We start from the raw sequence: 16,364 nt of genomic DNA on the forward strand, positions 1-16,364 counted from the left end.
TCCTCGGGCCTATTTGCTTGTCTTTTCGCGGCGGGCGTCGAGGATCACCTGAGCGATCAGAACGACGATGGCCACCGCCATGAGCAGTGTCGAGATGGCGTATGCCCCGTACTCCGCGCCGCGGTTGTGGCGATCGGACACCAGCAGGGTCAAAGTCTGGGAGATGCCCGGCAGGTTCGAGGACACCATGATCACCGCGCCGTATTCCCCGAGGGTGCGCGCGACGGTCAGCACGACGCCGTACATCAGTCCCCATTTGATCGATGGCAGGGTGATGAGCCAGAACGTCTGCCACGCACTGGAACCCAGTGTCGAAGCGGCTTCCTCCTGGTCGGTACCCAACTCATGGAGCACCGGTTCGACCTCGCGGATGACGTACGGGATGGTGACGAAGATGCTGGCGAGCACGATCCCGGCGAAGCCGAAAATGATCTTGATGCCGAAGTCGTTCTCGAGGAATCCGAATATGCCGGCCGAGCCCCACAGCAGGATGAGCGCCACGCCGACCACCACGGGTGACACCGCGAACGGCAGATCGATGACGGCTTGAAGCATGCTCTTGCCGCGGAACTTGTTGCGCGCCAAGACCAGCGCGGTCGGCACCCCGAACACGACGTTGAGCGGCACCACGATCGCCACCACGAGCAGTGACAGTTGAAGGGCCGAAAGTGCCGCGGGGGTGGTGATCGACTCGAAGAACGCGCCGACGCCCGGCTCGAACGTCCGCCACAGGATCAGCCCGACCGGAACGACGAGCAGGACAAAGATGTAGCCGAGCGCGAGGAAACGGAGCAGATAGCGCGTCGCCGGCGACAGGGTCATGCAGACAGCTCCTCACGCTTGGCTGCACGCGATCCGACGGTGCGCAGGATGAAGAGGATGACGAAGGAGATCACTAGCAGCACAATGGAAACCGCAGCAGCCCCGGTTCGATCGTCGAACTCGATCAGCTGGCGAATGTACTGCGATGAAACTTCGGTCTTGCCCGGCACCGCGCCGCCGATCAGGACGACGGAGCCGTACTCACCGATCGCGCGGGAGAAGGCCAATCCCGCACCCGACAGCAGCGAGGGCAGCAGCGCCGGCAGGATCACCAGCCTGAAGATCGTGAAGTTGTCCGCACCCAGCGACGCCGCCGCTTCCTCCACTTCCTTGTCCAGTTCCAGCAGCACCGGTTGCACTGAACGGACAACGAACGGCAACGTGACGAACGCCAGCGCAATGCCGATGCCCCAGATGGTCTGCTGAAGCGAGAGCCCGATGGGACTGTTGGGGCCGTAAAGCGCCAGCATCACGAGGCTGGCCACGATGGTCGGCAGCGCGAACGGCAGGTCGATGATCGCGTCGACGTAGCGCTTGCCGGGGAAGTCGTCTCGCGTCAGCACCCAGGCGACGATCAAACCGAAGAACAGGTTGACCACCGCGACCGCCACCGACACCGTCAACGTGACGCGGAACGACTCCAGCGCACCGTTCGAAGTGATCGCCTGCCAGAACGCCGACCATCCGCCGCCCGCGGACTGCCACACGATCGCGGCGAGCGGCAGCAGCACGATGACCGACAACCATGTCGTCGCGACGCCGACGCGCAGCCTCGTGCTGCCGTAACGGCTCTTGAAGAAGCCGCGAGGCGGCCCGGCTCCACCGTCTCCGGTGGATTTCGGCCGGGTCGCCTCGTCGTCAACAGCAGCTGTCATCCGGTGGCCTGTTTGTAGATCTTGGTGATCGACCCATTCTCCTTATCGAACAACTCGGGGTCGACCTCACTCCAGCCACCCAGGTCAGCGATCGTCCACAGCTTCTCCGGAGTCGGGAAATCGGTCGAGAACTCTTCGGCGACCGCGGGGTCAACCGGCCGGAAACCCGCCTGTGCCCAGATCTTCTGGCCTTCGGGCGTGTAGAGGAAGTTCTTCAGCGCGTTGGCCTGCTCCTGGTGTGCGCTGGAGGTGACGACCGCGACCGGGTTCTCGATCTTGAACGTCTGGGGCGGGTTGATGTGCTCGACCGGCTTGCCCTGGCGCTCGATGTTGATCGCCTCGTTCTCGTAGCTCAGCAGCACATCACCGGTGCCCTGCAGGAACAGGTCGGTGGCTTCCCGGCCGGACGACGGCCTCGTCTTGATGTGCTCGGTGACCAGCTTGTTGACGAAGTCGAGCCCAGCCTGTTGATCCTGGCCGCCGTTGCTCTTGGCGGCGTAGGGCGCCAGCAGGTTCCACTTGGCCGAACCCGAACTGAGCGGGCTGGGGCTGACCACCTCGAGCCCCGGCTGGAGCAGGTCATCCCAGTCCTTGATGTTCCTCGGGTTGCCCTTGCGGACCACCAGGGACACCACCGAGCCGAACGGGATGCCCTGGGTGGCGTCCGCGTTCCAGTCCTTGGCCACCTTGTCGGCCTTGACCAGACGGGTGATGTCGGGTTCGACTGAGAAGTTGACGATGTCTGCCGGCTTGCCGTCGACGACGGCGCGCGACTGGTCACCCGAGGCGCCGTAGGACGTGGTGACAGCCACGCCCTTGCCCTCGTCAGTCGCCGCGAACGCGGGGATGATCTTGCTCCAGCCCGGTTCCGGGACGGCGTAGGCGACCACTGTCAGGGTGGTTTCGGCGGCGCCTTGATCGCCGTCGCCGCCCGCGACGTCGCTGGAACCCCCGCCGCACGCGGCGAGCAGTGCCGCGGACGCCGCCAGGACGGCGGCGGTGCGCCACGTCTTGTGAATGTTGACCATGATGACCTTTCGTTGCGGGAGTTACGTGGTAATCCCGTCACGACGGCAAGGTGATGAATCAGTGTCAGGGCATTGGTTCAGCCGCTACCGACACCAGACCGCGGACGGGTATGGGGTCAGCGACAACAACAGACATCAGCGACGGCAGCGAAACCCACGGCAATGAGGGCCAAGATGTGGCCGCTCTTGTTGCCGGACGCCGTACGCATGGCGCGAAGAATAACAGAGCCTTCCCAGGTTCTCTTTTCGAGTTTGCCCTCTAGCGGGTGAGCCACCACATGACGATGACCAGCACCAAGAGGATGACCAGTACCAACGTCACCCTCGACCGCGGCATGCCACCCTTCATCTATCGACATCCTCATCGTCGTGCCGAACCCGGCGCAGTACCCGTATCCCGTTGCCCAGTGCCCCGTCGAGCACCACAGCCACGCCGTAGGCCAGTGCCAGCACGACCGGCATCACCACCGCGGTCTGGGCGACGAACGGCAGACCGGAGAGCCACAGCTCGACTCCGTCCCACCAACTGAGGAAGCCGCCCATGCGGCCAGACTATTCGATGCGAAAATGTCCCCGTGCCGGCCGACAAGTCAGACACCACCACATGCATCGTCGCCGGTGGCGGTCCCGCCGGCATCATGCTCGGACTCCTGCTGGCTCGTGCGGGCGTGAACGTGACCGTCATGGAAAAGCATGCCGACTTCCTACGTGACTTCCGCGGCGACACCGTGCACGCCAGCACGCTGCGTCTGCTCGACGAACTGGGACTGGCATCCGAGTTCGCGCGACTGCCGCACCGCGAGATCGACACCTTGACCATGAGTGTCCAAGGCGCCGAGGTGAGCATCGATCTGAGCCGAATTCCCGGTCCGCACAAGCACATTGCGCTCGTACCGCAATGGGATTTCCTCGAGCTACTTGCCGCCGCCGCTGAGAAAGAGCCGACGTTCCGCCTACTCCGCAGCACCGAGGTGCTCGGGCCGATCATGAGCGGCAACCCACAGAAGCAGCGAGTGGCGGGTGTCCGCTACCGCGGCCCCGACGGCGAGGAACGGGAGATGCGTGCCGCGCTGACGGTGGCGTGCGACGGTCGCTCGTCGACGCTGCGCACCGCGATGGGTCTACGGCCGAGAAGCTTCGGGACGCCAATGGACGTGTGGTGGTTCCGGCTCCCGCGCGACGCCGACGACCCGCCCGGTCTGGCCGGAGTCCTGGGCACCGGGGCGGCGCAGATCGTCATCGATCGCGGTGACTACTACCAATGCGCCTACGTGATACCCAAGGGCCGCGACGCCGAACTGCGCGCCCAGGGCATCGAGGCACTGCACCGCGGTGTGGTGAGCCTGGTGCCGTGGCTGGCCGACCACCTCGCGCCATTGACGTCGTTTGACGACGTCAAACTGCTCGACGTGCAACTCAACCGACTGCGGCGCTGGTACTGCGACGGGCTGTTGTTGATCGGTGATGCTGCGCACGCCATGTCACCGGTCGGCGGCGTCGGGATCAACCTGGCGGTGGCGGATGCCGTCGCGGCGGCGCGAATAGTGGCAGGCCCGCTACGGGCAGGCACCATCTCCACCAAGCACCTGGCCCGCGTCCAGGCCCGGCGCTGGCTGCCGGCGGCGCTGATCCAGGCGGTGCAGCGCTTGGTGCACAATCGGGTCATCGCGGTGGCCGTGACCTCGACAAAGCCAACGAAACCGCCGCTGCTGGTGCGGATCGCGGCACGGCTGCGCCCGCTGCGCACGGCCGCGGGCTACGGGATCGCCATCGGCCCACTGCCCGAACACGTGCCGGAGTTTGCCCGGCGCTGATCGCACCGCGGCAGGACACGCAGCCGATAAGTAGACGCCAGGCAGGTCGGCAGTCGATGATGGCGGCATGGTTCTGCAAGACAGCGCGGCCTCTGGCAGGCCATCGAGAGACATCGATTACGACGCCCCGTTGACGGTGACGGCCCCCGTGCCGTACACCTCCGGCGGGTCCTTGCGGAACCCGTTCCCACCGATCGCCGACTACGCGTTCCTGTCCGACTGCGAAACCACCTGCCTGATCTCCTCGGCCGGCTCCGTCGAATGGCTGTGCGTGCCGCGTCCCGACTCCCCCAGCGTTTTCGGCGCGATCCTGGACCGCGGCGCCGGCCACTTCCGCCTCGCGCCCTACGGCGTGACGGTGCCTGCCGCGCGCAGATATCTGCCGGGCAGCCTCATCCTGGAGACGACGTGGCAGACCCACACCGGCTGGGTGATCGTGCGCGACGCGCTCGTCATGGGTCCCTGGCACGACCTCGAGACCCGGTCGCGCACGCACCGGCGCACCCCGATGGACTGGGACGCCGAGCACATCCTGCTGCGCACCGTGCGATGTGTGAGCGGCACCGTCGAGCTCGTGATGAATTGTGAACCGGCGTTCGACTACCACCGCATTCCCGCGACGTGGGAGTACTCCGCGCAGGCCTACGGGGAGGCGATCGCGCGAGCGCACCGCGACCCCGATGCGCATCCGACGATGCGGCTGACCACCAACTTGCGGTTGGGGCTCGAAGGCCACGAGGCGCGGGCGCGCACCAGGATGAAGGAGGGCGACAACGTCTTCGTTGCGTTGAGCTGGTCCAAGCACCCGGCGCCGCAGACGTACGAAGAGGCCGCCGACAAGATGTGGCAGACCAGCGAGTGCTGGCGTCAGTGGATCAACATCGGTGAATTCCCGGATCATCCGTGGCGCGCGTACTTGCAGCGCAGCGCGTTGACGCTCAAGGGTCTGACGTACTCGCCGACCGGCGCGCTACTCGCCGCACCCACTACGTCGCTGCCGGAAACCCCTCAGGGCGAGCGTAATTGGGACTACCGCTACGCGTGGGTACGCGACTCGACCTTCGCGTTGTGGGGTCTGTACACATTGGGTCTGGATCGCGAAGCCGATGACTTCTTCGCGTTCATCGCCGACGTGTCCGGTGCCAATAACGGTGAGCGCCATCCTCTTCAGGTGATGTACGCCGTCGGCGGCGAACGCAGCCTGGTCGAAGAAGAATTGCATCACCTGTCGGGCTACGACGGCGCACGGCCGGTGCGCATCGGCAACGGTGCGTACAACCAAATGCAGCATGACATCTGGGGCACCATGCTGGATTCGGTGTATCTACACGCCAAATCGCGCGAGCAGATTTCCGACACCCTGTGGCCCGTGCTCAAGCAGCAGGTCGAGGAAGCCATCAAGCACTGGAAGGAACCCGACCGCGGTATCTGGGAGGTGCGCGGTGAGCCGCAGCACTTCACGTCCAGCAAGATCATGTGCTGGGTCGCACTGGATCGCGGCTCCAAACTCGCCGAGCTGCAAGGCGAGAAGTCCTACGCACAGCAGTGGCGGGCAATCGCCGAGGAGATCAAGGCCGACATCTTGAAGAAGGGTGTGGACTCCCGCGGGGTGCTGACTCAGCGTTACGGCGACGATGCGCTGGACGCCTCGCTGCTGCTGGCAGTGCTGACCCGCTTCCTGCCCAGCGACGATCCACGCGTGCGTGCGACCGTGCTGGCGATCGCCGACGAACTCACCGAGGAAGGCTTGGTGCTGCGGTACCGCGTCGAGGAAACCGACGATGGGTTGTCCGGTGAGGAAGGCACTTTCACGATCTGCTCGTTCTGGCTGGTGTCCGCGCTCGTCGAGATCGGCGAGATTCACCGCGCCAAGCACCTGTGCGAGCGACTGCTGTCATTCGCCAGCCCACTGCACCTCTACGCGGAGGAAATCGAGCCAAGGACGGGACGGCATCTCGGCAACTTCCCGCAGGCGTTCACCCACCTGGCGTTGATCAACGCCGTGGTGCACGTGATACGCGCCGAGGAGGAAGCCGACAGCTCAGGGGTGTTCGTTCCGGCCAACGCGCCGACCTAATCGCCCTCACGTTGCGGCGAGTGCCGGTTCGCGGGCCGCCGCGTACTCCTGCCACGCCACGAGGACTGCTTCCAGCTGTTCCGTCGAATGCCTGCCGAGCCCGCATTCAGTCGATATTCCGAAGTCGGGCAAGAACTCTGCCGCCAGCTCCGCTCGCGCTCGTGCGCCGGCCGCGCCGTCCTCGGCGTGCAGCAGCCCGAGGTAGATCTCGGTGTCCGCCTCGAGCGCGAGCCCGCTCAGCGGCTGCCAATGCGCACGTTTCGTCCACGCGGCGACGGTGGCCGCCTGAATCGCATCGATGCGGCGCTTCACGTGCCGGGACAGCCCGTTGGCGAGGGTGACGATCGCGGTGGCATCGCGCGGCAGAATGTGCCTTCCTCCACGCGCCGCGGCTTGCTCGTCGGGCGGATCTCCCATGAACGGTGATGCACCGAACTTCGAATCTCCGTAGCACAGATGGAAAGTCAGCTCCGCGTCGTCATGCACCCACGATGCCAGCCGTGCCGTCGCCGCAAAGATCGGCTCGAAACCGCCGTATGGATTGGGGAACCAACCCTCGATGGTGGCCAGCTCGGTCGGCAGGTCCCACTGGATCGCGAGATCTCCTGGCGGGACGGCCTCCTGCAGTGCTTCCACGCTCCGGCGCAGTTGTTGTTCGTAGGCGTACGCCACCTCCACCTGAGAATCCAGCTCCGCGAACGAGTTCACGGCATTGAACGGCGTAGGTATGGAGACCAGAAATCGAGAATCCTCGGCGAGCACGCCGTCCTGGCGGGCCACGACGAAGCGCGCATACGACTGCGCCGCGATGGTGTGGTAATCCACCGGACCGAATGACACGGTGGAGCCCGCACGTACGCTGACCTTCCTGTCGACGACGTCGAGCGTCGGGTTCTGCAAGAAATGGTCGGCCTGGGTCAGCACCCAGTTGGCTCGATCCCCCGGTTCACCGTCGGGTACGCGGGTGGCGCCGGGTTGCAGGCGGTCGCCGACGAGGCGGAACGCATCGTCGATTGTCGGGACGTTGATGCTGCCGGTGAGATAGAAGCCAGCCATGACGAACTCCTCTTGTCGAAAGGGTCAGAGCAGAACACCGAGCCGTGGCGGCTTGGTTCCGTGCAGGGTGTAGTTGCCGAGGTGGACGTACTTCCAGCGGGCCGGGTCGTGCAACGAGTGCACACGCACGTTGCGCCAGTGTCTGTCGAGTGCATGTCCGCGGTCGGTAGCCGAGGCGCCCGCCAGTTCGAAGATGCCGCTGGCGATCTCGACTGCGAACTCCTGCGCCAGCGCCTTGGCCGCGGCGACCTGTAGCGATGCCTTGGCCGCAGCCTCGCGGGTGAGTTCCGGTTCGGCCAGCGCGTCGTCGACCAGCTTGGCGCCGGTCGCGAGCAGCGCCTCCAGCGAGTACAACCGGGCGGTCAGCTCGCCGAATCTCCGGACGACGTGCGGTTCGTCCGCGGCGCTGTCCACGTTCGCCTCGAACCACGGCCGCGATCGTGTGGTGACGAAGCGTGCGCCGTCCTCCAGAGCCGCACGGGCGATGCCGATGTCGACGGCGGCGTGCAGCGCTTGGTCGACTGCACCCAGCACTGCTGGAGGCGCCGTCACCGGATCGGGATCAGGCCCCTCGTCGACGACGAACACATCGTCGACAGCGACGTGGTCGAAAACGACCTCACCGCTGGCGGTTCCACGCTGACCGAACGACGACCACCGGTCGAGGTTCAGCGTGACGCCGGCGTCGTCGGGCCGCACGAAAACCGTCGCGCCATGCGAGGGCTCGGTGTCGGGGATTCGGGCAGCGACGGCGATCCACGTCGCGCCGAGTGTGCCTGTCGCGTAGTACTTCGTCCCATTGAGCAGCCACGTGTCGTCCGACTGGCGCGCGACGGTCGTCAGCCGGTCGACGCTCGTGCGGGTCCCGCGCTCGACGGTGGCGTTCCCGAGCTGCGCACCCGCGAGTACATCGGAATAGATGCGGGGCGCAGGGTCGTTCTGCTCCAAGCCACGGATGGCATGGGCGAGAACGAAATGCGAGAGCAGCAGCTGCCCGACGGCCGAGTCCGCCTGCGAGAGAATGCGGAGCACCTCCACCGCCGTGGCATGCGGAAGGCCGGGACCGCCGTGTTCGACGGGAACGGTGATGCCGAGTAGCCCCGATCGGCCCACCTGCTCCAGCTCGTCCACCGGCCACGCCCCGGCGAGCTCACGTTCGACTGCGCCGGCCGCGATGTCCACTGCCAGCGAGTGGGCGACGGTCAGCGCTTCAGCGGCGGACGCCAGAACGGGAGTGGTGCTTTCGGTGGTGGTCATATCGGAACCGTAGGGCGGCTGGCGGTTTGACGGAACGGGAGTCAAGCGACGCTGAAGGGGCGTTCAGGAACGCTGTAAACGGCATCGGCGCTGATACGCGCGCTTGCCTCGCGGACGAGTGACAAAAACGTCGCCAAGGGTGTGCCTTCGTCGGGTGGGCCGGCCGTCGCCATCGAGATACGCCGCACCGGCCGCCGGCCCGCCACACGTCGCAAAGCCACGTCGGTTCTCGCTCCGACCGCAGCGAGCGAAGGCACCAGTGACACACCGAGATTCGCCGCAACCAGGCCCTGCACCGTCGAGTAGTCCTCGGTGCGAAAGGTGACCGAAGGAATGAAGCCGGCATTGCGGCACGCCCGCTGGAAGACCCTCACATCAGGGCACGTCCCCGTATCGGTGCTGACGATCCATTGTTCCTGCGCCAGCGCCGTGAACGGCACTTCGCTTCTCGCGGCGAGCCGGTGGCCGGCCGGCAGGACGACGAAGAACTCGTCGTCATACACGGCGACCGAGTGGACCCGTGGAAACTCGGGCGCCTCCCCCGGAACCTCGGTGATCACCGCCGCGTCAGCGCCGTTGTTCGTCACCAGTCCGACGCCCTCTTCGGGGTCGGCGGATACCAGTTCGACGCCGACGCCCGGGCAGAACACCTGGAAGCGCGCAATCGCGCGCGGCAGTATCGTCGCGGCGGCGCTTACGAATGTCGCGATGCGCACCACCCCCGGCTGCGCGCTCGCCAGCCGCTGAAGATCACGTTCGGCGTTCGTGATCGCGCCGAGGATGGTCTCCGCGTGTTCGAGCAGCCGGGTGCCCGCCGCGGTGGGCCGCACGCCCGTGGGACTGCGCACCAGCAGCGTCGAGCCGATATCGCGTTCGAGTGCCGTGATCTGTTGTGAGACCGCCGACGTCGTGTAGGTGAGCGACGCCGCAGCGGCCGACAGCGACCCGCAGCGGACCACCTCCCGCAGCACCACCAGCCGGCGCACATCGAACACCCCGGAAAACTAACCGGCTGCGGTTGATCTGCCGATGGTTGCGATCACCCCGATGAAATCGCATCTAGTAGGCGGAAGCGGCGCCCTTCGGTGTGATGCCGTGATGAAGTTCAGCGACGTCAGGATGGGCTCGCGTCCGTGATTTCCAGGCGTTCTCGCCGTAGGTGTTGAAGATCGGATTGTCCGGGTCCGCCTCGACTCCGCGTGACAGCTCCGCCAACTCGGCGGGCAGCGTGATGATCGGAACAGTCGCATCCAGCGCAGGGTTCAGAAAGAACGGGATGGAGACCCGATCGGTGCGTGGTGGTGGCGCGAGGACGCGGTGTCGCGTGGCGCGAAGGTAGCCGCCCGTCGCGACCTCGAGGAGCTCACCGATGTTGACGATCAGCGCACCCGCCAGCGGCGGTACGTCCACCCATTGGCCTGCTACGCCTTCGACTTGCAGCCCTTCGGAGCCCTGCTCCAGCAGCAGCAAGGTCAGCACACCTGAATCCTTGTGCACGCCAACACCTTGTGACGTGTCGCTGGTACCCGGATAGCGCACTACTTTGATCAATGTCGCGGGCCGATCAGTGAAGGCCGCATCGAAGGTGTCTTCCGCCGCGCCGAGCGAGACCGCCCAGTGGCGCAACAACCGGATACCGACCTCGGATAACGACGCAGCCCAATCCTCGAACGCCGCACGGAAACCCGCAGGCGCTGACGGCCACAAATTCGGGCCCTGCAATCGCCAGTAACTTTCAGCTCTGTCGATCACTGGACGTTCCGGTCCGATGTCGATCTGTTCGCGCCAGTCGACCTTGCCGTTGGTGAGCTCGCCGCCGATGCGCGAATAGCCGCGGAACTGCGGGCTCTTTAGTTGGCTGATCTCGTTCTTCGTATTCAGGGGCAGTGCGAAGAACTGTCTAGCCAGTCCGAGTACCACGTCCATCTGGGTCTGCGATACACCGTGACCGACGAGGTAAAAGAATGCGCTCTCGTGCGCGGCTTCGCGCAACTGTGCCTGGAATCGGGCCGGCGCCGTGTCCGACTCCGCGAGATCGAGAACGGGGAGCATGATCTGATTGTCAACTCGCTCTGCCTGCTACGCCAGCCGTCTTAAACGACCCTGCACGGGGCATCGACAAACCGTTAAATCAGCGTGCGCGGATCTGTTGGCAGGCACGGATTTTTGAACGACCATCGTCGCCATGAGTTATACGGGTCTTCGAGCCAATGACACGTCACGCAAGGTGATCGATACAGCGATCGGTGTCTTGGTCGGCTTGCGCGGCTGCTCACCGGCCGAGGCATTCGCCGAACTGGTGCAGGTAACGCGTCAAACGGGCATCGGTATCGGCAGCATCGCAAGCGGCCTGGTCGCGGTCGCGAGCGGGACCTCATCAGCGGACAACATCGATGCGTTCAACGTATGGGGCGAATTGATCAGGCGTGAACGCGCGCTGGCCGCCACTCGGTGATGCGAGCTCACGGCACCGTCTGTTGCGCCACTGACGGCTGAACCGTCCCGGCGGTGTCCACGTCGGTGTCATGACTCAACAGGAAGCCGCCGAGTACGACGATCGCCACACCGAGAAGCAACACAATCCATGGCCATCGGCCGACGGGTTGCAAATCGGGAGCTGCTCCCCCTTCAGGGGCGGTCAATCGCAGGTAATCGCCCATGCATGCAGGCTAGGCGCCCACCGGTCCTCGCCGGACTCGCACAGACAGCGTCGGAGGCAGAACGGCAGGACAGGGACCGTGTTCCCTTTGAATCAGGTTGGTCGCAAGGTCACCTTTCGCCCCCGGTGCGGATCCGCGTCCCCACCGCCACTGCGACGAGCAACATAAAACCACACAGATTCTAACCGCGGACTTGGCATGGTCTTGCATGAACGGTGCACCGCCGCGGTTCAATTCGTGCAGCCAAGGACTCTGAAAAGGAGCAACCGTCGGCGCATTCACGACCCCGCGCTCGGTGAAGCATGTCCCGCTCGACATTGATTGACCGCTGTGCTGCCTTCGAGTCGATAGATACTCACTTGGCAGCAGCGCCCATCACCCGCCGCATCTGAGCATTGGGGTCCCGTGGATCAACCGGCGCGATCTCTACGGATCGCCGTCATCGGTGGCGGCTTCAGCGGCGCGATGACCGCGGTGAACATTGCGCGCCTGACCGAGCAACCGCTGCACATCACTGTCATCAACGACGACCCTTCGGTGGGACGCGGAGTCGCCTACCGATCGAGGCGGCCCGAGTACCTGCTCAACGTCGCGGCGCGGAACATGTCCGCGTTCCCGCACGAGCCCGACCACTTTCTGCAATGGCTGCGAACGCGATCAGAATTCGAATCGACCAACGAGATCGAACTGCGCGAACGCTTTGTACCCCGCCAGATCTATGGCGACTATCTACGCTCCATCGTCCAGCATCACTTGCAGAGCCCCGGCGAGATGGCACCTGCGTCGTCAGAATTCATCATCGGCAGGGCGGTTGACGTGGAACCGCAGGAAACCGGTTGTCTCGTGCGCCTCGCGAACGGTTCGGCGGTGCCCGCCGACCGCGTGGTGCTGGCGACCGGCAACGAGACCCCGGCACCATTGCCCGGCACCGAAAGTCTGTCGGACCATCCAGCCTGGGTCGGCAACCCTTGGCACCCCTGGGAAGAACGCCTGCCCGCCGATGGAACCGTCGTCCTCCTCGGAACGGGACTCACGACCGTCGATGCGATCCTCACCCTGCGCGCCAAAGGATGGCTCGGCCGCATTCACGCGGTGTCGCGCCACGGCTGGTTTCCGCACGCGCATTTCCGCGGCATCAGCTATCCGGACTTTCCGCCGGAAGGTGTCGACGTCACGACGCTCGGTCTCGACGAGCTGGTGCTGCTCATCGAAGAGCACTGCGCAATCCTGCACGGATGCAACGCCAATCCCGCAATCATCGTCGACAAACTGCGTCCCTACACACAGCGCATCTGGAGTGGATTCAGCCGGGAGGAACGGCTCAGGTTCGCGAAGAAGCACGCGGCCCGGTGGAACGTCTACCGACACCGGATCGCTCCGGATATCCATTCACAGGTCACCAGCTCACAGCTGACCGGCCAACTACAGGTCCACGCCGATTCCATCGAGAAGGTGAAAGCGTCCGGCGACCGGATCGTCGTCGAACTCGCCGGCGGCGCAGAGCTGGAAGGCGACCTGGTCCTCAACGCCACCGGACCCTCCACGAAATTCACTGCGACACAATCGGTATTACTCCAGAACCTGCTCCGGCGAGGCGCGATCGCCCCCGATGCCACCGATATGGGGATCGCCGTGGACTTCGATCACATCGCGCTGACCGACGCCGGTGACCGATCGCCATGGCTGCTCGCACTGGGCCCCATGCTGAAGGGCACCTATTGGGAAACCATCGCGGTACCGGAGTTGCGCGTGCAGGCGCGGCGCGTCGCGCAGACGCTGCTCGGAAGTGCGCACTCAGAAGAACGCGAGGGCCAGCTTCAGCTGGAATACATGATCTAGTTCGACCCGGTCAGGCCAAGCTCCTCGGCCGTCGCGTACTTGTCGTCGATCAGTACCACCTTGCGGCCGTACCGATCGAGTATCGACGCGGCGACCGATGCCCGATATCCGCTGGCACAGTGCACCCAGATTTCTGCTGCGGGAAGCTCATCCAGACGGTCGGCCAGTTCGTGGACCACGATGTTGATGGCGTTCGATATGTGACCCTGCTCGAACTCGTCACTACGGCGTACGTCGAGGACCGCGACGTCGTCACGGTCGACTTCGGCTGCCAGGGCGGCGAAGTCCGCCACTCGGTAGGAACTCAAAGGCGTGACTCCAGCGAGAGTCGCGATCGCCCCACTCGCCCCACCCCGAACGTTGTCGATGCCAATGCGCGTGAGTTCTCTTCTGGCGGTGGCGATCTGTTCGGCATCGTCACCGATGAGCGTCACTGGCGCACCCCAAGCGTAGAGCCAGCCCAAATAGGTCACGAAGGAATCCGATAGCTCGAATCCGTACGAACCGCCGAGGTGGCCGGCGGCGAATGCCGTGCGCTTACGCAGGTCGACGACCCACTCGCCGGCCTCGATGCGGCGCCTCAACTCCTCGGAATCGACCGGCTTCGGCGTTGAAAGGTCAACTGCGGCAGGGCCGTCACGGTTGATCACCCCCATGTGTTCGTAATAGGCGGGATATTCGGACAGGTTCTCGAGCAGCTCGTCGACGAATTTCTTCTCATCCTGGGTGAGCGCGGGATTGCTGTCGCGCTGCTCCCCGACGGTCGACGATTCACGGCCCGTCGCAGACGCCGCACAGAAGCTGCCGAAACCGTGGGTCGGAAACACGGGCGTGTCGGCGGGAAGTTCGTCGGCGAGCCGTCTGACAGAGTGGAACTGCGCGGTGGTGAGTTCGCGGGTGTTCTCCTCGCCCAGAAGGTCGGTGCGCCCGGTGCTGTCGTAGAGCATCGAGCCGCCGGTGAAAACGCCGACCGTTGTCTCCGTGGAGTCTTGAAGCACGTAACTGATGTGTTCGCGGGTGTGTCCGGGTGTGTGGACGGCGCGCAATGTGAAGGTGCCGGCGTCGATGACCTCGCCGTCGCCGATCCGGCGGGCGAGATAACCGATGTCGTCGCCGGCGGGGACGACGTACTCCGCCCCGGTGGTCCGGGACAGCTCGAGGCCGCCGGTCACATAGTCGTTGTGGAGGTGGGTTTCGAGAACATGCGTGATGGCGACTCCGAGATCGCGGACGCGGTCGGTCACCCGGTCGATGTCGCGTTGGGGATCGATGACGACCGCGTTTGGTCCGTCGAAAACCACATAACTGCGGTCACCGAGGCTCGAGGTCTCGATGATCTCTACGCGCACGGGTTGAATCTAGCCGCGCGGACGCCACATCCCCGGGGTTGAACTCAGGACGACCGAAATGATCGCGGTGTCCTGACCTCGGAGCTACTTCTGGGCGGCGTTGGCGATGATGTCGGTGACGATGGTCTCGGCCTCGTCCTTCGGGGAGTAGCTGCATGCCCACACCTCGACCGTGATGTTCGAAACCGGTGAGAGCGCATGCTGGCATGCCCATCCGGCGGCGTCCTGTTGGGTCGTCACCTGCGTGATCAGGGTGTCTTGCGCGTTGAAATTTTCGATATCCCAGTCGTATGCATCGCCGCCGTCGTCCACCGAAACGGTGTAGTCGTCGCAGCTCTCCCACTGCCCCTTGGATTTCTCGAAGAATTCCTGGGCCTTGTCAGCCGAGGGATACAGCACGACCGTCTGCTCGACCCAGTGTTCGTTGTCGTCGCCTTCTTCGCGCGAAATCTGGTCCAGTACGGCGGTCCAGCCGCTGCCCGCATACACGGGCTCCTCGGCTCCGTAGATCGCGCCGAGACATTCCGCGTCCGACACCGCGTCGGAATGGTCGGTCATCTCGTCCAGCTCGCTGGTGACCTCCATGGTCGATGAACCCATGATCGCGTTGATCTCATCGATTGAGAGCACCACGTCCTCGAGTTTGGACTCGTCAAGCGGCGGCACATCGCTGAGCCCCGCATTCGGCGGACGTACCGCGGTGCCCGTGACGGTGCTCGTGCAGCCTGTGAGCAGGACGGATGCTGCGATCACGACAGCCGCGGCGCATCTCCGCTTGGCCGTACCGATGTTGGTCACCGCGTTATTGTGACCGACTCACGGCCCATGTGTGCACCACCCGCGAATTCCGACGGGCACGGGTGGCTAAGCCGCGCCTACCTTCTCCAGCATCAGACGCGCCACCGTTGATGCGCCCTGCGGACCGCCAAGACCGTTGATATCGGAAACCTCTACGTCCACAACACAATCCGCCGCGACTCCGAGAGCACGCTGGGACATCGACCCGGAGTCCTGCATCACCATCGCTGAGACCATGTGGCCGTCGACGGTCACGTCAGTGATCCTGCTCGTCCGTTGCGCACCGTGGTCGGGCTGGTTCAGCACCAGCGCCTGCCCGTTGCAGCGATGCCATTTCTCGGCCGCGTCGGCGAAGAACGCCTGCGCGTCGGCTTCAGAGGAGAACTGCACCACGCCGAAGAACCCCGAGACCGGTGGCGCGTCAAAGGATCCGCCGACCCACGACTGGCTGGCGACCGATTGCACCGGACCGGCGTTGTAGACCACCCGCTGCAACCGATACGTCGCGCTGACGCAATCTGCGGGTGCGGCGTCCGCTTCGCCGACGCTGGCGAGCAGCATGCTCGGGCCACCCTGCACGCGCTGGCCCATCATGCCGTTGGGTCCGAGAACTGAGAGCTCTTCGGAGGTGGGCAGGATCCGGTCCAGCGCGCGGGCGGGAGAGGGTTGGACGGCTTCGGCGATCCGGACTGTGGGCCGCGCGTCCTGGACAGGAGTGCCGCACGCCGCCAGTAGGAGGACGCACGCGCTCAACGCAACCGCTGTGCGAGTCGTTGAGCGCATCATCTT

General features: G+C 64.9%; 17 protein-coding genes. 4 read left to right on the forward strand and 13 right to left on the reverse strand.

Annotated features, from left to right (window positions below):
- Positions 1-9 precede the first annotated feature (9 nt).
- The 5 genes from cysW to ACIA48_RS26760 form a co-directional block, all read right to left on the reverse strand.
- On the reverse strand, positions 10-822 hold the full coding sequence (cysW, locus tag ACIA48_RS26740) for a sulfate ABC transporter permease subunit CysW (protein WP_396738781.1): 813 nt from the start codon (positions 820-822) through the stop codon (positions 10-12).
- Entirely contained in the window at positions 819-1,697 is an 879-nt protein-coding gene (cysT, locus tag ACIA48_RS26745) for a sulfate ABC transporter permease subunit CysT (RefSeq protein WP_396738783.1), read from the reverse strand. The genes cysW and cysT overlap by 4 nt, the downstream gene beginning before the upstream one ends.
- Positions 1,694-2,725 (reverse strand): sulfate ABC transporter substrate-binding protein, encoded by a 1,032-nt coding sequence (locus tag ACIA48_RS26750; protein WP_396738784.1) that lies wholly within the window; start codon positions 2,723-2,725, stop codon positions 1,694-1,696. The genes cysT and ACIA48_RS26750 overlap by 4 nt, the downstream gene beginning before the upstream one ends.
- A 116-nt stretch (positions 2,726-2,841) precedes the next feature.
- Positions 2,842-2,934, reverse strand: a complete 93-nt coding sequence (locus ACIA48_RS26755; RefSeq protein ID WP_396738786.1) for an Ms4533A family Cys-rich leader peptide — start codon at positions 2,932-2,934, stop codon at positions 2,842-2,844.
- A 136-nt stretch (positions 2,935-3,070) separates the two neighbouring features.
- Positions 3,071-3,268, reverse strand: a complete 198-nt coding sequence (locus ACIA48_RS26760) for a hypothetical protein (protein ID WP_396738787.1) — start codon at positions 3,266-3,268, stop codon at positions 3,071-3,073.
- Between the two features lie 32 nt (positions 3,269-3,300).
- On the opposite strand from ACIA48_RS26760, the gene ACIA48_RS26765 reads away from it, so the two are divergent.
- Together ACIA48_RS26765 and ACIA48_RS26770 are read left to right on the forward strand one after the other, a co-directional pair.
- Entirely contained in the window at positions 3,301-4,539 is a 1,239-nt protein-coding gene (locus tag ACIA48_RS26765; protein ID WP_396738789.1) for an FAD-dependent oxidoreductase, read from the forward strand.
- Between the two features lie 67 nt (positions 4,540-4,606).
- Positions 4,607-6,616, forward strand: a complete 2,010-nt coding sequence (locus ACIA48_RS26770; RefSeq protein ID WP_396738791.1) for a glycoside hydrolase family 15 protein — start codon at positions 4,607-4,609, stop codon at positions 6,614-6,616.
- A 6-nt stretch (positions 6,617-6,622) separates the two neighbouring features.
- Here ACIA48_RS26770 and ACIA48_RS26775 read toward each other — a convergent pair whose 3' ends face one another.
- From ACIA48_RS26775 to ACIA48_RS26790, 4 genes are all read right to left on the reverse strand, one after another.
- Positions 6,623-7,672, reverse strand: a complete 1,050-nt coding sequence (locus ACIA48_RS26775; protein ID WP_396738793.1) for a hypothetical protein — start codon at positions 7,670-7,672, stop codon at positions 6,623-6,625.
- Positions 7,673-7,696: 24 nt separating this feature from the next.
- Positions 7,697-8,929 (reverse strand): acyl-CoA dehydrogenase family protein, encoded by a 1,233-nt coding sequence (locus ACIA48_RS26780; RefSeq protein ID WP_396738795.1) that lies wholly within the window; start codon positions 8,927-8,929, stop codon positions 7,697-7,699.
- A 41-nt stretch (positions 8,930-8,970) separates the two neighbouring features.
- Entirely contained in the window at positions 8,971-9,924 is a 954-nt protein-coding gene (locus ACIA48_RS26785; RefSeq protein ID WP_396738797.1) for a LysR family transcriptional regulator, read from the reverse strand.
- 64 nt (positions 9,925-9,988) lie between these two features.
- A complete protein-coding gene (locus ACIA48_RS26790; protein WP_396738799.1) occupies positions 9,989-10,981 on the reverse strand; it encodes an isopenicillin N synthase family dioxygenase in 993 nt (330 codons plus the stop codon).
- A gap of 133 nt (positions 10,982-11,114) precedes the next feature.
- Here ACIA48_RS26790 and ACIA48_RS26795 point away from each other — a divergent pair, with 133 nt between their 5' ends.
- The gene (locus ACIA48_RS26795) at positions 11,115-11,384 is read left to right on the forward strand and encodes an ANTAR domain-containing protein (protein ID WP_396738801.1); all 270 of its coding nucleotides are present in this window, start codon (positions 11,115-11,117) and stop codon (positions 11,382-11,384) included.
- A gap of 7 nt (positions 11,385-11,391) precedes the next feature.
- Here the strand turns inward: ACIA48_RS26795 and ACIA48_RS26800 are convergent, their stop codons facing one another.
- Positions 11,392-11,589, reverse strand: coding sequence for a hypothetical protein (locus ACIA48_RS26800; protein WP_396738803.1), 198 nt, complete (start codon positions 11,587-11,589; stop codon positions 11,392-11,394).
- A 405-nt stretch (positions 11,590-11,994) separates the two neighbouring features.
- Here ACIA48_RS26800 and ACIA48_RS26805 point away from each other — a divergent pair, with 405 nt between their 5' ends.
- Positions 11,995-13,428, forward strand: coding sequence for an FAD/NAD(P)-binding protein (locus ACIA48_RS26805; protein WP_396738805.1), 1,434 nt, complete (start codon positions 11,995-11,997; stop codon positions 13,426-13,428).
- On the opposite strand, the gene ACIA48_RS26810 is transcribed toward ACIA48_RS26805, so the two are convergent.
- The 3 genes from ACIA48_RS26810 to ACIA48_RS26820 form a co-directional block, all read right to left on the reverse strand.
- Positions 13,425-14,777: a rhodanese-like domain-containing protein gene (locus ACIA48_RS26810; RefSeq protein WP_396738806.1), complete on the reverse strand. Its 1,353-nt coding sequence runs from the start codon at positions 14,775-14,777 to the stop codon at positions 13,425-13,427. The genes ACIA48_RS26805 and ACIA48_RS26810 overlap by 4 nt on opposite strands.
- 84 nt (positions 14,778-14,861) lie before the next feature.
- Positions 14,862-15,575 carry a sensor domain-containing protein gene (locus ACIA48_RS26815; protein WP_396738808.1) on the reverse strand — a complete coding sequence of 238 codons (714 nt, stop codon included), beginning with the start codon at positions 15,573-15,575 and terminating at the stop codon, positions 14,862-14,864.
- 66 nt (positions 15,576-15,641) lie between these two features.
- Positions 15,642-16,358 carry a sensor domain-containing protein gene (locus tag ACIA48_RS26820; RefSeq protein WP_396739503.1) on the reverse strand — a complete coding sequence of 239 codons (717 nt, stop codon included), beginning with the start codon at positions 16,356-16,358 and terminating at the stop codon, positions 15,642-15,644.
- Positions 16,359-16,364 lie beyond the last annotated feature (6 nt).

Origin of the sequence: Mycobacterium sp. NPDC051804 (assembly GCF_044452905.1) — a bacterium.
In the GTDB taxonomy this organism is placed as follows: Bacteria; Actinomycetota; Actinomycetes; order Mycobacteriales; family Mycobacteriaceae; genus Mycobacterium.

What these genes read in the sequence shown, in the direction of transcription:
- cysW (WP_396738781.1), bottom strand. Translation starts at nt 822, where the DNA reads ATGACCCTGTCGCCGGCGACGCGCTATCTGCTCCGTTTCCTCGCGCTC.
- cysT (WP_396738783.1), bottom strand. Translation starts at nt 1,697, where the DNA reads ATGACAGCTGCTGTTGACGACGAGGCGACCCGGCCGAAATCCACCGGA.
- ACIA48_RS26750 (WP_396738784.1), bottom strand. Translation starts at nt 2,725, where the DNA reads ATGGTCAACATTCACAAGACGTGGCGCACCGCCGCCGTCCTGGCGGCG.
- ACIA48_RS26755 (WP_396738786.1), bottom strand. Translation starts at nt 2,934, where the DNA reads ATGCGTACGGCGTCCGGCAACAAGAGCGGCCACATCTTGGCCCTCATT.
- ACIA48_RS26760 (WP_396738787.1), bottom strand. Translation starts at nt 3,268, where the DNA reads ATGGGCGGCTTCCTCAGTTGGTGGGACGGAGTCGAGCTGTGGCTCTCC.
- ACIA48_RS26770 (WP_396738791.1), top strand. Translation starts at nt 4,607, where the DNA reads ATGGTTCTGCAAGACAGCGCGGCCTCTGGCAGGCCATCGAGAGACATC.
- ACIA48_RS26775 (WP_396738793.1), bottom strand. Translation starts at nt 7,672, where the DNA reads ATGGCTGGCTTCTATCTCACCGGCAGCATCAACGTCCCGACAATCGAC.
- ACIA48_RS26780 (WP_396738795.1), bottom strand. Translation starts at nt 8,929, where the DNA reads ATGACCACCACCGAAAGCACCACTCCCGTTCTGGCGTCCGCCGCTGAA.
- ACIA48_RS26790 (WP_396738799.1), bottom strand. Translation starts at nt 10,981, where the DNA reads ATGCTCCCCGTTCTCGATCTCGCGGAGTCGGACACGGCGCCGGCCCGA.
- ACIA48_RS26795 (WP_396738801.1), top strand. Translation starts at nt 11,115, where the DNA reads ATGAGTTATACGGGTCTTCGAGCCAATGACACGTCACGCAAGGTGATC.
- ACIA48_RS26800 (WP_396738803.1), bottom strand. Translation starts at nt 11,589, where the DNA reads ATGGGCGATTACCTGCGATTGACCGCCCCTGAAGGGGGAGCAGCTCCC.
- ACIA48_RS26820 (WP_396739503.1), bottom strand. Translation starts at nt 16,358, where the DNA reads ATGCGCTCAACGACTCGCACAGCGGTTGCGTTGAGCGCGTGCGTCCTC.